Raw genomic sequence first — 12,405 nt, 5'->3', positions numbered from 1 at the left:
AGGACGACGACCGCGCCGGCGATGTCGGAGATGGCAGCCCAGATCACGCCGCGTCCGCCTGGTCGTCACGGTCGCGGAGGATCCGGTGAACCTCCCGGTCGCTGATGTCGAGCTCGGCGGCGATCTCCCCGGCGGTCCAGCCGGCGGCGGCGAGCTGGCGGACCCGGCCGTTGCGGGCGAGCCGGGAGGCGCGGAGGCCGCCGGGCACGTCGACGGTGATGCCGAGCTGCCGGCGGATGGCACGCCGTTCGGGGGCGGTCATGCCACCCCAGACGCCGACGGGCTCGTGGAGGAGCGCGTAGGCGCCGCACTCGACGATGACGGGGCAGCCGGCGCAGATGTCGACGGCGCGGTCGGCGAGCTCCTGCTGGCCGGCCTCCGGGTAGAACATGTCCGGGTCACCGGTCGTGCACAGCCCGCGGTCCTGCCAGCCCGGCGCGGGTTCGACGATGACCGGCTGGCCGCAGCCGTGGCAGCGGTCGAACGGCTCACCGGCGAACCGGCGGGTCGCGCGCAGATGCTGGCCGGCCTCGATGCACTCGGCCACGAGACGGTCAGGGATCGACGTGGCGGTCATCCGGCTCGCCCCCCGACGTGACCGAGGACCCGGTCGACGGCGACGTCCTCGGCGACCTCCGCCTTCAGCCAGTAGAGCGCCTCACGGCCGGCCTCCGCGGTCAGATGTGTCTCCCACGGGCCCGCGGCGCGCTGGTTGAGGCGGTGCCGCAGCTTCGCCTCCCAGATCTTCGAGACGCGCTTGGCCGCCTCGAGCAGCTTCTGGATGGCGACCTGGTCGGCAGGGGCGATGACGTCGCGGGTGTCGACCTGCCCGGCCGCCGGCTCGGGCGGCGTGGTGGTGGGGGTGCCCGCCCCCGCACCGGCGGGAGTGGTGTCGGGGGCGGGCTGGCCCTGCGGGACGGGATCCGCGGGCCGGTCCGAGGTCGCACCCTCGGACTCGAGGGGCTGGCCGGTGGCGTGCTCGTCGGGCAGCTGGTCGTCGGGATCCCGGAACAGGTTCCAGGTGAACGGGTTCGAGCCGCCCTCCACCCGGTACGCGGCGTACGAGCGGCCACCGCCCTCCGGGGTCCGCTTGCCCAGGTAGGTGATGCGCAGCTGGTCGCCGACGCGGGGGGCGCGCTTGGCGAGCTCCTCCTTCAGCACGCGGTGGTGACCGTGGACGGTGATCTCGTCGCCGTCGTCGGTCTGGAGGACCACGAGGGGGTACGGCTCGCCGTCTTGCTTCGACGTGCCCACGTCGAGGGCGACGATGCGGCCGTCGAGGACCTCGCCGTCGGTCGGTGCCCAGCCGCTCATGCTGCGACCTCGTCGGCGACGCGGAGCAGCAGCCGCTGCTCGGGGCCGGCCAGCTCCGGGCAGGACCAGCCGTCCGGGGGGAGCTGGGTGAGGATGCAGGTGCAGTCGAGCCGCCACCGGGCGACGTCGGCCGCGGCGATGTGCCAGGGCTGCCGGTCGTCGTCGACGACGTCGAGGACGATGCCGCCGAGGCCGACGTGGATGGGGACGCCGGTGACGGACTGGCCGCGCTCGCCCTTGATCACGACCTCGATGCGGTGGCCGAGCACGGACTTGCCGAGGTTCGCCATGTCAGACCACCGCCTTGTGCTTGCAGACGGCGCGGACCTGGTCGGCCAGCTCGGGGTGGTGGTGGCGGACGATCGCCGCGGCCCGCCGCCAGCTCGTGACGGGCGGCGCCATCGGGCAGACGACGTGGGGGCCGTGGCCGCGCCACCGGCGGCTGTTGCCGTCCTGCACGATCTCGTTGGCCAGCGCGACCAGCCCGGCCCGGTCGACGACCTTGACCTTGCGGAGCAGCTTCACGCCGCCGCCTCGGTGCAGATGACGCACGGGGCGGCGGCGATCGCCGCGACGGCGGCCTCCTGCGCGCGCAGCGTCGAGTAGTCGCCAAGGGCCTCACGGACCATCTCGGCGGCCACCTTGCGGTGGGTGTCGGTCAGCTCCGGGTCGTCGTCGAGGTGGCGCAGCGACAGCTCGAGCATCCCGACGAGCCGGGCCAGCCAGCGGTCGTGGTCGACCTGCACCGGCGGGACCGCATGGCCGCAGCCCTGCGGCGGCGCCAGGCTGAGCAGGTCGGCGTGGCAGCGGGTGCACCACACGGTGATGTAGGCGGTGTGGAACGTGCCGAGTCCCCAGGTCGCCTCCGGCGTCGGGTCGTCACAGCAGCGGACCCGCCGGTAGACGCTGGGGAGCTGCAGCAGCCGGATCAGCCCGGCGACCGCGTCGAAGTCGCCGTGGGCGGACCAGCGGATGAACCGGTCGTCGTCGGCGTCGGGCAGGTAGCCGGCCGGCAGCGCGTCGCCGATGAGATCGACCAGCCGCTCGTGGCGAGCGTCGCCGGTGGCGTCGCGGACCTGCTCGAAGATCTGCTGGGCGAGCTCGTCGCGGGTCGGCCGCCGGGACGCGGCCGTGCCCAAGCTGTCGGGGGTGATGGTGGAGGTCATGTACCGTCTCCTGTGCGAATGCGGTGAGACGTCGGCCGTCGGGTTGCAGCCCTGGTCGGCGTCTCGTCGTCTGCGGGGTCCGCGGTTGCGTCCCGTTCACCCCACCGGCTCGGCGTCCTCCCAGACGCGGACCGGACCGGTGAGGTGAACGCGGCGCCCAGCCCACGGGGGGCGGAACGGGCTGGGGTCGCGGGCATGGAGGTCAGCGGGCGGCGGGGGCGGTGCCCGCGTAGATGTCCAGGCCGGTTCCGGTGTGGACCTCGTCGGCGACCTGCTCGAAGGCGTCCTGGAGGACGCGGCGGGGGCCGATCAGCTGGAAGCCGATGGCGAGCTGCTGGTTGCGGATCCGCCAGCGCAGCCGCGCCCGGACCGTCTTGGGCTCGGCCCCCTCGAACGGCCGGATGGTCAGCTCGAAGGTCTGGGGGACGTGCAGGTCACCGGACCGGCCGGCCCCCGCCTCGATGTCGCTCGTGTAGCGGAGCTCACCGGAGCCGTCGGACAGCCGGACGGCCTGTGAGAACTGGACGTTCTCCGTGGCGGTGAAGGTCTGGGCCAGCTCGAGCATGTCGGCGGCCGGCGGATCGGTGATGTCGTCGACGTGGTCCTCGATGAACGAGGCGAAGTCGACCTGGGACATCAGCTTCCGGTCGGCGGCGGTCCAGTCGTCCCACTCCTCGGTGGTGCGGAGGTTGAGGACGGCCCGGTGGTCACGCCAGCCGGCGGGGTGGTCGACCCCGTCGAGGGGCTCGTCGTCGTTGAACACCGCGGTCATGGACAGGTCGCGCCAGTCGCCCCACAGGGTGGTGGCGTCGTCGTCGAGGTGACGCCCGATGTAGGCGATGAACGAGGCCGGGTCGACGAAGGCGGCGGTGCCGCGGGCCCGGCGGGGGTGGTCGGCGAGGTGCTCGCCGTCGATGGTCTCGAGCCGGAACCCGTCCGGGACCAGCCGGGACAGGACAGCTTCCTCGACGATGAGCATCGGGTCGGTCGCCGCGGCGGCCAGCTCGGCGACGGCGTCGTTCTCGGTGCGCTCGGCGGCGGTCACGACTGGCCGTCCTTGGGGGCGATCCGGCCGGCGCGCGGCTGGTCGTCCTCGTCGAAGCCGTCGAGGCGGCCCTGGGCGGGGTTGTCACGGCGGAGGCCGTCGTCGCCCATGAAGAACGTCCGCGACTTGCGGGGTGCCTGCGGGGCCTTGGCCTTCAGTTCCGGGGTGACGATGAGGGTCTCGCCGTCGTCGTTCGGGGCGAACTTGACGACGAGGGTGACGGTGCCGACCTTCTCGAAGGTCTGGCAGGCCTCCGCGGTGTCGCGGATCATCTCCGACAGGTCGTCCAGCAGACGGCCGCCGTCGATCTCGTGGAGGACGGCCTCAGCGGGCCGCGCCTCGATGCGGTCGGGGGTGCGGGTGGTGCTCAACAGTCCTCCATGGGGTCTGGCAGGCGGTCGGTGGTCCGCGGGGTGTGCGTCCCGATGGGCCGCCCGACGCGGGGGGGAGTACGTCGAGCGACCCATCGCGACGCCCCGGCCCGGCGGGAGAGCCGGGGGGTCGCGGTCAGGTGGTCAGTCGGGCCAGGGCCGCGGTGGCCCGGACTCGTAGAAGCCGTCCCGACGCCCCGGCCCGCCGCCGAGGCAGCGCGGGTGGACCATGGGGAGCAGCTCGGCGGTGCCCTCGCCCGGGCCGACCTTGCGGGCCAACCGCCGACGAGGCGTGTCCGACCGGCGCGTCACGTCCGGCGTCACCGGCGCCGCAGCGGTGGCGGTGGGAGAGGGGGTCACCGGTCGCCCTCCAACCACACCGACAGGGCCCGCTTCGATGCGCGCCAGCGGGTGCCGACCTTCCGGGCCGGCAGCTCGCCGGACTCGGCGAGCTGGGTGACGGTGGTCGCCGACATCGACAGGTGCCGGGCGATCCGGTTCAGCCCAACGAGGACGTCGTCGTCACCGACCGGGTTCGCGGCCGCCTGGGCGCGGGCCTGCTCGAGCAGCGCCGCCGACAGCTGCGACACCGCCTCGTCGAGTGGGGTGGCCGGAGCGGTCACGCTGCCACCGCCTCTCGCATGAATGCCTCAGCCAGGAAGCGACGCAGGAGCCGCTCGTTGTGACGCGACGGAATCGCGGGCGAGTCCCGGCGCTCCCAGTCGCTGACGGTCGACTGGTGGACGCCGAGCTGCTCGGCGAGGTCGACCTGGCGGAGGTGCAGCACCTCGCGGATGGCGGGCAGCTGCTCACACAGCTCCTCGACGGTGAGGGCCAGGGTGCGCTCGCTGGCGCTTCCTGGCAGCTCGGTGGTGGTCGCCCATGGCATGCCGCCGATGGTAAACCGAGAAACCCATATGTGTCTACCCCAAATCCCATATACCAGGCGGGGCCTACGTCCCAACGGGTAGTTCCCCGCGTGGAACTACGCGTTACAGGGGACTACCGCGAAACCCATACCACCGCGTGGGTGTTTCGGAGCGTCATGCCGCAGTCTGGTGTCAGACATGTCGATCGGGAAGGCGATTCGCGAGGCTCGAGGCAGCCGCGATCAGCGGTGGCTGGCCGAGCAGCTCGGCGTCCACCAGTCGACCGTCAGCGACTGGGAGAACGACCGCAACGCGCCCCGCGGGAAGCGACTCGGCCAGATCGAACAGGTCCTTGGTCTCGAGCCGGGGACGCTGGCAGAGGCCGCCGGATACATCCAGCGGCCGGGCCGTGGATGGACGGGAGTCGATCTGGAGATCGATCTCGGCGACGGCAAGTACCTGCTTGTGGACATGCGGACGCCTCCGGACCGCAAGAACCGCCTGGTGAAGGAGAACGACGCAGCAGGGCAGATGATGCGCCTCGCCCACGACAAGGGGTTGCACCCGGTTGGGACGTGGCCGGACGTCATCGTTGCTGAACGGGACCGAGATCTCCAGGATCTTGCCAGCGCCTATGGGTTCGACCCGGAGCGCCTCCGGATTGCCGACCGCCCGCTGCCCGTCTGGATCGCGGTGTGGGAGTTCACGGAGGACGACGCCGCTGCGGGAGAGATGACCGCGTTCGGACGCTTGACACCGGCGAACCGCCGCCTGGCGCGAACGATGATCACCGAGATGCTGCGCCAGCAGGGTCTGGATCCCGACGATCCCGACGTGGGGGAGTAGGCGGACCGGCATTGTCACACCTCGATGGCACGGTGGGGAGCCGATCGAGGAGGGGGAAGGCCCGGTGGACGAGGAGCAGTGGAACCCGTGGCGCGAGCTGCGTGGACGGCGGAACGTCATCGTGCTGTTCGGTGCGCTGCCGGCGGGACTGCGCGCCGTGCATGAGCGCCGCGGCCGGGCGCACGTGATCGCCATCCACGAGGACGCCGACCAGGTGGAGCGGAACCATCTGCTCGCGCACGAGCTCGTTCACATCGAGCGGGGCGGTGGCTGTCCGGGCGCCGGCTGGCGTCCGTCACCGTGGGGGCCAGTGGTGATGCGTGAGGAGGAGCGGGTCGAGACGATCGTTGCGCGCAGGCTGGTGCCCGAGCGCGCGCTCGCACGACTGGCGTGGAACGCGTGTGAGACGGAGGGTCGGCTGGACGCCTGGGTGGTCGCAGAGGAGTTCCGGGTTCCCCAGCACGTCGCCGAACGGGCGCTGTGGCTGCTCGATCCCGACAGCGTTCCCGCACCCCGGTTGGCCGACGTGCAGCAGGCCGGCTAGCCGAGGACGTCGTCGATGAGGCCGGCGGTGCGACGGCGCACTTCGGGGAGGACGTGGGCGTACCGTTCGGTGGTGGACGTCTGGGAGTGGCGGAGCTGCTCGCGGATGTCGTCGAGGTTGGCGCCGGCGAGACGCAGCAGGGTGGCGTGGCCGTGGCGGGTGAACTGGTGGGTGGTCATCCGCTCCACGCCGGCGGCCTCACAGGCCCGGCCGATCTTCTTCACGATCAACGTCGACCAGACCGGCTGCCCGTCCGCGCGGGTGAACACCAGGCCGAGCTGGTCGGCCCACAGGTCGCCGGCGGCGAGCCGCTCGGCCGCCTGCGCGGCACGCTGCTCCCGGAGCGCGGCCGAAGCCACCTTCGGGAGGGCGAGGGTGACGTCGTTCTTGCCCTTGGTGCGGTCCTTGAGCTGCCAGACGCCGTCGCGCCGCTCCAGCTGCGCGTGGATGCGGATCGTGCCGGCGTCGAGGTCGATGTCGTCCCAGGTGAGACCGAGCGTCTCGGAGATCCGCAGGCCCAGGGCGAGGGTGACGATGATCAGGCGGAGGTCACGGTCGCCGGCGAGCTGGCCGAGCACCGCGGCGGCAGTCGTGGTGTCGACGAGCGGCGGTTCGGTGGTGCGGACCGGTGGGGGAGTGGCGTCCTCCGGCGCGGTGCGGCCCGGCGGGAGCAAGCCTGCGCGGCGGGCGGCCTTGAACGCCTGCCGGAGCGCGACGAGGGCGCCGCGCCGCTTGGACGCGGAGTAGCCGGTCCCACGGGTGGTGCGGGCCTTGCGGAGCTGCTCGAGTCGCCGGTCGATGTCGGCGGCGGTGAGCGTCTCGAGCCGGGTTCGGCGCAGCGGCGCCCACAGCTGCATCGAGTGGGTGTAGTCGCGGACGGTGGCGGCGGCCAGGTCGTCGTTGGCGAGCCGCATGGGCAGGTGTTCGTCGGTCCACCAGTCGATGAGCTGGCCGACCGTGCGGGCCCGCTGGCCCTCGGCCGCCTTCAGCGCGCGGAGTTTCGCGGCCGCCTCGGTCTGAGTGTGCGCGTACCGCTTGCGGCCCTTCCACGCCGCCACCCAGCGCTGCCGGGAGTCCGACCAGTACAGCCCACCCTCACCTGCGACACGTCCCATCGTGGTGCAGCGTAGGCCGCTGATGCGACGTCTGTGGTGCATCCTGTGGTGCAGCCGGTCTCTCGTCCGCGCGACGTAGGTGATGATAGGCTTGTGACCTGCGGTTTTGTGGTGGGCCGGGCGGGGCTCGAACCCGCAACCAATCGATTATGAGTCGACTGCTCTGACCGTTGAGCTACCGGCCCCGAAGCCGGAATCCTACGGCGTCGGGGCCGGCCGGACCGTCAGCGGGCCGCGCTCGCCAGCACGGGCTCGGCGGCGCGGTCGTCGGACTGCACGTCACCGGCCGTGGTGACGGCGGCCAGGGCGGCCTCGACCCCGGCGGCGTAGGCCTCGGCGTCGCCGTACAGGTACGCCCGGCGCAGCAGGTGCTCTCTGATGTCGTCCATGTGCTCCACCTCCACGGCGCACCGTACGCCGGTGCTGTTTCGCGGGGATTGCCCGATGGTGAAACCCGGTCGAGCAGGTGGTGGACGGCCGCTGATCGCAACCGGTCGGTCAGGCAGGTCGCTGGGCCAGGAAGCCGGCCCACCCCTCCCCGAACGCGGGACCGGATGCGCCGTACCGCTCGAGGGTCCGGATGCCGGTGAACCCGGCGCGCACCAGGGCGGTGCGGACGTCGTCGCCGATGTACAGGCGCAGCTCGTGGTCGGTGTCGCTGCGCCGGTACGCGCCGTCGGTCATCGCGGAGAACATCGTGATGTGCCGGTGGAGGCGGAACCCGGACTCCTCGGTGCGCATCGCCAGGAAGCCCTCCCGCTCGTCGTGGACGGCCCACCCCTCCTCGGCGTGGCGTCCGGGACCCGGCACGTCGAACAGCAGGACCCCTCCCGGCCGGAGGGCCCGCTGGAAGGACTCGAGGGTTGTGTCCAGGTCGATCGTCAGGTCGTAGCTGAGGACCTCGCCGACGCAGGCGATCCCGACCAGCCAGTCCGGCAGCACCGCGTCGGCCACCGTGGCCTGGATCCTGGCCGCACGCGGGGCGCGCTGGCGGACCATGGCGAGGAACGCGGGGGAGGGGTCGATGGCCAGCACCTCGTACCCGGACTCGATCAGGATCTCGGCGAGGATGCCGCTGCCGCACCCGAGATCCACCACGACCCCCTCGTGGTGGCCGGCGGCGGCCAGCTCGTCGACCAGGGTGGTGGCCGCCTCGGCTGCCAGGTGCCCGGCGTGGGCGTCGTGGAAGGCCGCCAGGTCGGCGTCGTACATGCCGGGGATCGTGCCACGGTCCGCATGCCGCCCCGTGGAGGGCGCACGTCCCCCGATGTGCAGGTGGACCACCTGCGTGGCCGAAGTGCACATCGGCGCCGACCCGGCTCGTCTGGCTGAGCGGCCCCCGCCCCGCATGTACCATTCCTCGTCCCACCGCGGCCCGGTGGCCAAGTGGTAAGGCATGCGACTGCAACTCGCTTATCGCCGGTTCGATTCCGGCCCGGGCCTCTCAGCGATCGGCGTCGTCCAGCACGCACTTGACGTCCAGGATCGGGGTGCCGTCCACGGCCTCCAGCGCGTCCACCGCGACCCGGAGCCCGTCGATCCCGGTCACCCGGACGCGGTGCAGCCCGATCGGGTTCGGTCTGGCGGGGGAGCGGTCGCGAACACGCCCGTGAGGGGCCGGGCGTCGTCCCCGCGGGGGTGGACGACCAGGACGTCGCGCTCCGCCTGGTGCAGCCAGGTCAGCACCACCAGGGCGTCACCGACCGCAAGCCCGCGGAGCGCGTCACCGACCGCCTCGTCGAACACCAGCACCGCTGGCGGCGCCCCCTCGTCCGCCTGCATCGGCCCGACGGCCACGTCGACCAGGTCCGACTCGACGTGGCCGACGGGGTGCAGGTCCACGGGCGGGCGCCCGCCAGCGCCTACTCGACCTCGCGGCGGCGGCGCAGCCCGAACAGGGCGGCTCCGCTGACGGCCATCAGGCCGAGCGCCGGGATGACCAGGGTGGCGGTCGACCCGGTGTTGGGCAGGCCGGTCTGGGAGGTGGGGCTCGGGGTCGGCGTCGCGGCCTGGACGAACGCGGCGGCCACGCCGGCCTCGGAGCGGCCGAGGCTCAGCTCGATCAGCCCGTCGGTCTCGGTCTGGCTGAACTGGGAGGTGTCGACGCCGCGGAGGGCGGAGATGTCCACGCCGGCCGCCAGCACGCCCACGCCGAGGCCGTCTGCGGTGTAGTTCTCCGAGGTGCCGCCGACGGTGATGCAGGTCTCGACCGGGGTGCCCTCGAGGATGCAGGTCTGCTCGCTGCCGGTCTCGAGGTCGATCACGAAGCCGCCGGAGTCCTCGTCGGCCTGCATGAACGTCGAGGTGGGCAGCAGGTCCTCGATCGGGTTGCCGGACCCGTCCTCGGAGGGGGACTCCGACGGGGTGGGCTCCTCCGAGCCCTCCTCGCCGCCGCCGCCGAGCACGCCGCCCAACACGTCGTCGATGGGCAGCAGGTCGGTGACCTCGGGCGGCAGCAGGTCGAGGATGTCGCCGAGCGGCGTCTCCTCGATCGTGCCGGGGTCCAGGCCGGGCAGGCCGTCGAGCACGCCGGGCAGGAGGGTGATGCGGGCGATGGAGCCCTGCGCCTCCGCCGTCGCGCGGTTGCGCCCGTCACCGGACGCCTCGGCCGTCGACGGGGTGACCTCGATGATCGCGAGGCCCTCGGGGACCAGCGGGGTGGACTCGGGGGTCGGCAGGATCGTCAGGATCGCGCCGGCCGCCTGGGCCCGCGCGGACACGCGGCCGGCCTCGAACTCGCTGTCGCTGGCGGACTCGCCGCCCTGGATGCGCAGCAGCGGGGAGCTCGACAGGTCGCCGACCAGGCCGCCGAGGACGTCGAGCAGCCCGCCGACGACGCCGGACGGGTCGTTCTCGACGACCGGCTCGAGCGCGCCGCCGATGGCGCCCAGCCCGGCCGACAGCCCATCGGTGACCGGGGCGGGCAGCTGGCTCACGAGCGTCTGGGTGAGGGTGACGTCGGCGGTGATGCCGTTCGCGGTCGCCGCGGCGGACGGCTGGGCCGTCGTCGCGGCCTCGGCGGTGCCGACGGACAGGGTGAGGATCTGCTCGATCTGCTCGGGGGCCTCGGAGCCCAGGTCGAAGGACTGGACCTGGTTCGGGCCGGGGTCGCCGGGCGAGGTGGCGGTCGCGTTCTCACCGGCCGGCTCGGCCAGGCCGGCGGCCAGCGCGCAGGCGACGCCGTCGCAGTCGGCGGTCTCGCCGTTCGCGACGAAGCTGTCGGTCACGCCGGTGTTGAGCCCCTGGCCGGCGATGGTCAGCGCGAACGCCCGGGTGGCGCCCTGGCCGGCGTAGGTCAACGTCGAGCCCGCCGGCGGGTTCACCGTGCCCGTCGTGGACGTGGCGGTGGGGGAGGGGGAGGCCGTCGGCGACGTGGTCTCGGACGGGTCCGCGGTCGGCGACTCGGTCTCGGACGGCGACTCGCTGCCGGTCGGGTCCTCCGACGGCGATTCGGTCTCGGTCGGTCCCCCGGGCAGGCCGGTCGGCAGCTCCGTGGGCAGCTCCGTCGGAAGCGCTCCACCAGGGAGCGCCGCGGTCAGCAGGACGCCGACCAGGGCGGTCATCAGAAGCTTCTTCATGGACGTCGTGACCCCGATGCGGTCGGTACTGCGGCTCCAGCCCCTTCGCGAGGGGCCTGTCGGCGGGCAACCCCTCTCAACGACGAGAGGACCTGAGCGTTACGGAGGATACCGCGATGACCTTCCGGAGCGAGGACCAGAGGTCACACGAGGTAGGGCGACGCGTCGATGAACGGCCGCTCGAGCGCGCCCAGCTCGGTCGCCGGGTCGGCGCCGAACCAGAACTCCTCGGAGATCGCCCGCCAGTCGTTCCGGGCCTCGAGCATGGCGAGGATCGAGTTGATGCCCCACTGGATGCGGTTCAGCACCAGGTAGTCCGGCGGCAGGTTCAGCTTCCGCATCATGTCCAGGTAGCCGGCGCGGGGGTCGGAGGTGGCGGCGATCACCTCGCGGGCGAACTCCGGGGTGTAGGTGAACTCGCCGTGGCGCAGCACCGGCTGGTTGAACAGCTCGAACCAGCTGAGCAGCCGCTCCGGGTCGGGCTTGTTCGCCCCCGGCAGGAACCCGGCCTCGTCGAAGACCGCCATCAGCCCCTCGGCGTCGCGGGCCCACAGCGGCTCGAGCTGGCGGCGGATCAGCGCGCGGGTCTCGCTCGAGAACGTCTTCACCGACCCGAAATCGAGGAACACGACCGTCCCGTCGCCGGGGAACAGGTAGTTGCCGGGGTGCGGGTCGCCGTTGAACAGCCGGAAGCGGTGGAGGGACCCGAACGCGAACCGGTAGATCGCCTCGGCGTAGCGCTGCCGCTCACCCTCGTCGGCGACCTCGAGCATCGCCTCGAACGACCTGCCCTCGACGAACTCGCTGACCAGCACCCGGGGACGGCACCAGTCGACGTGGATCGCCGGGATGCGGATGAACGGGTGGCCGTCGTACCGCAGAGCGAACGCCTGCTGGTACTGGGCCTCGCGCTGGTAGTCGAGCTCGTCGGACATCCGGTCCCGCAGCTCGGCCATCAGCGGCTTGATCTTCAGGTTCGGCGCGACCACCTTCGCCATCGGCACCAGCAGCTCGGCGTTGTCGAGGTCGGACTCGATGGCCTCGGCGATGCCCGGGTACTGGACCTTCACCGCGACCTCGCTGCCGTCGGGCAGGGCCGCGCGGTGGACCTGGCCGATCGAGGCGCTGGCGATCGGGGTGGGGTCCCAGCGGGCGAACACGTCATCCGCCGGTGCGCCGTACTGCTCGGCGATGACCTCCTCGATCACGCCCACGTCGACGGGTTCGGAGGCCGCGCGCAGGCTGGCGAGCTCCTCGCGGTAGGCGTCGCGGATCTCGGGCGGCAGGTCCACGTCGACGAACGAGGCGATCTGCCCCACCTTCATCGCGAGGCCCTTCATCGAGCCGAGCAGCTCGGCGGCCTGGGCGGCGGTCTCGGCGTGGAAGGCCGACTCGGCGCCGTCACGGCCGGCCAGCTCGCGGAGGCGGGCGCCGAGCAGCCCCGCGCCGGCACCGGCCGAGAAGCGAGCCAGGTCGCGTCCCCGCGACATCCGGTCCCCGAGCGGTGGTGACGACGCGCGCCGGCGATCGGAGCGGTCTCGTGCCATGAGCCGCCAT

17 protein-coding genes, 2 tRNA genes and 1 pseudogene are annotated in these 12,405 nt (G+C 72.6%); 3 read left to right on the top strand and 17 right to left on the bottom strand.

What is annotated here, in order from left to right; all coding sequences use genetic code 11:
- Positions 1–43 precede the first annotated feature (43 nt).
- The 10 genes from ACEQ2X_RS07980 to ACEQ2X_RS07935 all read right to left on the bottom strand — a co-directional run bounded on the left by ACEQ2X_RS07980 (position 44) and on the right by ACEQ2X_RS07935 (position 4,785).
- Positions 44–577 (bottom strand): WhiB family transcriptional regulator, encoded by a 534-nt coding sequence (locus tag ACEQ2X_RS07980; protein ID WP_370325269.1) that lies wholly within the window; start codon positions 575–577, stop codon positions 44–46.
- Positions 574–1,314 (bottom strand): hypothetical protein, encoded by a 741-nt coding sequence (locus ACEQ2X_RS07975; RefSeq protein WP_370325268.1) that lies wholly within the window; start codon positions 1,312–1,314, stop codon positions 574–576. The genes ACEQ2X_RS07980 and ACEQ2X_RS07975 overlap by 4 nt, the downstream gene beginning before the upstream one ends.
- Positions 1,311–1,604 carry a hypothetical protein gene (locus ACEQ2X_RS07970; RefSeq protein WP_370325267.1) on the bottom strand — a complete coding sequence of 98 codons (294 nt, stop codon included), beginning with the start codon at positions 1,602–1,604 and terminating at the stop codon, positions 1,311–1,313. Before ACEQ2X_RS07970 ends, ACEQ2X_RS07975 begins: the two co-directional genes overlap by 4 nt.
- Before the next feature lies 1 nt (position 1,605).
- Positions 1,606–1,839, bottom strand: a complete 234-nt coding sequence (locus tag ACEQ2X_RS07965; protein WP_370325266.1) for a hypothetical protein — start codon at positions 1,837–1,839, stop codon at positions 1,606–1,608.
- The gene (locus tag ACEQ2X_RS07960; protein ID WP_370325265.1) at positions 1,836–2,480 is read right to left on the bottom strand and encodes a hypothetical protein; all 645 of its coding nucleotides are present in this window, start codon (positions 2,478–2,480) and stop codon (positions 1,836–1,838) included. The genes ACEQ2X_RS07965 and ACEQ2X_RS07960 overlap by 4 nt, the downstream gene beginning before the upstream one ends.
- A 202-nt stretch (positions 2,481–2,682) precedes the next feature.
- The gene (locus ACEQ2X_RS07955; RefSeq protein ID WP_370325264.1) at positions 2,683–3,525 is read right to left on the bottom strand and encodes a DUF2303 family protein; all 843 of its coding nucleotides are present in this window, start codon (positions 3,523–3,525) and stop codon (positions 2,683–2,685) included.
- On the bottom strand, positions 3,522–3,896 hold the full coding sequence (locus ACEQ2X_RS07950; RefSeq protein WP_370325263.1) for a hypothetical protein: 375 nt from the start codon (positions 3,894–3,896) through the stop codon (positions 3,522–3,524). Before ACEQ2X_RS07950 ends, ACEQ2X_RS07955 begins: the two co-directional genes overlap by 4 nt.
- Before the next feature lie 144 nt (positions 3,897–4,040).
- Positions 4,041–4,256 (bottom strand): hypothetical protein, encoded by a 216-nt coding sequence (locus ACEQ2X_RS07945; RefSeq protein ID WP_370325262.1) that lies wholly within the window; start codon positions 4,254–4,256, stop codon positions 4,041–4,043.
- Positions 4,253–4,519, bottom strand: a complete 267-nt coding sequence (locus tag ACEQ2X_RS07940; RefSeq protein WP_370325261.1) for a helix-turn-helix domain-containing protein — start codon at positions 4,517–4,519, stop codon at positions 4,253–4,255. The genes ACEQ2X_RS07945 and ACEQ2X_RS07940 overlap by 4 nt, the downstream gene beginning before the upstream one ends.
- On the bottom strand, positions 4,516–4,785 hold the full coding sequence (locus ACEQ2X_RS07935; protein ID WP_370325260.1) for a helix-turn-helix domain-containing protein: 270 nt from the start codon (positions 4,783–4,785) through the stop codon (positions 4,516–4,518). The genes ACEQ2X_RS07940 and ACEQ2X_RS07935 overlap by 4 nt, the downstream gene beginning before the upstream one ends.
- 178 nt (positions 4,786–4,963) lie before the next feature.
- Here ACEQ2X_RS07935 and ACEQ2X_RS07930 point away from each other — a divergent pair, with 178 nt between their 5' ends.
- Together ACEQ2X_RS07930 and ACEQ2X_RS07925 are read left to right on the top strand one after the other, a co-directional pair.
- On the top strand, positions 4,964–5,611 hold the full coding sequence (locus ACEQ2X_RS07930) for a helix-turn-helix domain-containing protein (protein ID WP_370325259.1): 648 nt from the start codon (positions 4,964–4,966) through the stop codon (positions 5,609–5,611).
- 64 nt (positions 5,612–5,675) lie between these two features.
- Positions 5,676–6,155 (top strand): hypothetical protein, encoded by a 480-nt coding sequence (locus ACEQ2X_RS07925; RefSeq protein ID WP_370325258.1) that lies wholly within the window; start codon positions 5,676–5,678, stop codon positions 6,153–6,155.
- Here the strand turns inward: ACEQ2X_RS07925 and ACEQ2X_RS07920 are convergent.
- From ACEQ2X_RS07920 to ACEQ2X_RS07905, 4 genes are all read right to left on the bottom strand, one after another.
- Positions 6,152–7,270, bottom strand: coding sequence for a tyrosine-type recombinase/integrase (locus ACEQ2X_RS07920; protein WP_370325257.1), 1,119 nt, complete (start codon positions 7,268–7,270; stop codon positions 6,152–6,154). The genes ACEQ2X_RS07925 and ACEQ2X_RS07920 overlap by 4 nt on opposite strands.
- A gap of 109 nt (positions 7,271–7,379) precedes the next feature.
- Positions 7,380–7,455 (bottom strand) — tRNA-Ile (locus tag ACEQ2X_RS07915).
- Between the two features lie 39 nt (positions 7,456–7,494).
- The gene (locus tag ACEQ2X_RS07910; RefSeq protein WP_370325256.1) at positions 7,495–7,659 is read right to left on the bottom strand and encodes a hypothetical protein; all 165 of its coding nucleotides are present in this window, start codon (positions 7,657–7,659) and stop codon (positions 7,495–7,497) included.
- 109 nt (positions 7,660–7,768) lie between these two features.
- A complete protein-coding gene (locus tag ACEQ2X_RS07905; RefSeq protein ID WP_370325255.1) occupies positions 7,769–8,482 on the bottom strand; it encodes a class I SAM-dependent methyltransferase in 714 nt (237 codons plus the stop codon).
- Between the two features lie 160 nt (positions 8,483–8,642).
- Here ACEQ2X_RS07905 and ACEQ2X_RS07900 point away from each other — a divergent pair.
- Positions 8,643–8,713 (top strand) — tRNA-Cys (locus tag ACEQ2X_RS07900).
- Between the two features lies 1 nt (position 8,714).
- On the opposite strand, the pseudogene tsaA reads toward ACEQ2X_RS07900, so the two are convergent.
- The 3 genes and pseudogenes from tsaA to ACEQ2X_RS07885 all read right to left on the bottom strand — a co-directional run bounded on the left by tsaA (position 8,715) and on the right by ACEQ2X_RS07885 (position 12,395).
- Positions 8,715–9,052, bottom strand: a pseudogene (gene tsaA / locus ACEQ2X_RS07895) (tRNA (N6-threonylcarbamoyladenosine(37)-N6)-methyltransferase TrmO).
- 80 nt (positions 9,053–9,132) lie between these two features.
- A complete protein-coding gene (locus tag ACEQ2X_RS07890; RefSeq protein WP_370325254.1) occupies positions 9,133–10,848 on the bottom strand; it encodes an LPXTG cell wall anchor domain-containing protein in 1,716 nt (571 codons plus the stop codon).
- Positions 10,849–10,991: 143 nt separating this feature from the next.
- On the bottom strand, positions 10,992–12,395 hold the full coding sequence (locus ACEQ2X_RS07885; protein ID WP_370325253.1) for an ABC1 kinase family protein: 1,404 nt from the start codon (positions 12,393–12,395) through the stop codon (positions 10,992–10,994).
- Positions 12,396–12,405: the final 10 nt, after the last annotated feature.

The organism is Euzebya sp. (assembly GCF_964222135.1).
Classification (GTDB): Bacteria; Actinomycetota; Nitriliruptoria; order Euzebyales; family Euzebyaceae; genus Euzebya.
This window is presented reverse-complemented; position numbering and strand designations above follow the sequence as displayed.

What these genes read in the sequence shown, in the direction of transcription:
- ACEQ2X_RS07980 (WP_370325269.1), bottom strand. Translation starts at nt 577, where the DNA reads ATGACCGCCACGTCGATCCCTGACCGTCTCGTGGCCGAGTGCATCGAG.
- ACEQ2X_RS07975 (WP_370325268.1), bottom strand. Translation starts at nt 1,314, where the DNA reads ATGAGCGGCTGGGCACCGACCGACGGCGAGGTCCTCGACGGCCGCATC.
- ACEQ2X_RS07970 (WP_370325267.1), bottom strand. Translation starts at nt 1,604, where the DNA reads ATGGCGAACCTCGGCAAGTCCGTGCTCGGCCACCGCATCGAGGTCGTG.
- ACEQ2X_RS07960 (WP_370325265.1), bottom strand. Translation starts at nt 2,480, where the DNA reads ATGACCTCCACCATCACCCCCGACAGCTTGGGCACGGCCGCGTCCCGG.
- ACEQ2X_RS07935 (WP_370325260.1), bottom strand. Translation starts at nt 4,785, where the DNA reads ATGCCATGGGCGACCACCACCGAGCTGCCAGGAAGCGCCAGCGAGCGC.
- ACEQ2X_RS07930 (WP_370325259.1), top strand. Translation starts at nt 4,964, where the DNA reads ATGTCGATCGGGAAGGCGATTCGCGAGGCTCGAGGCAGCCGCGATCAG.
- ACEQ2X_RS07920 (WP_370325257.1), bottom strand. Translation starts at nt 7,270, where the DNA reads ATGGGACGTGTCGCAGGTGAGGGTGGGCTGTACTGGTCGGACTCCCGG.
- ACEQ2X_RS07910 (WP_370325256.1), bottom strand. Translation starts at nt 7,659, where the DNA reads ATGGACGACATCAGAGAGCACCTGCTGCGCCGGGCGTACCTGTACGGC.
- ACEQ2X_RS07905 (WP_370325255.1), bottom strand. Translation starts at nt 8,482, where the DNA reads ATGTACGACGCCGACCTGGCGGCCTTCCACGACGCCCACGCCGGGCAC.
- ACEQ2X_RS07890 (WP_370325254.1), bottom strand. Translation starts at nt 10,848, where the DNA reads ATGAAGAAGCTTCTGATGACCGCCCTGGTCGGCGTCCTGCTGACCGCG.
- ACEQ2X_RS07885 (WP_370325253.1), bottom strand. Translation starts at nt 12,395, where the DNA reads ATGGCACGAGACCGCTCCGATCGCCGGCGCGCGTCGTCACCACCGCTC.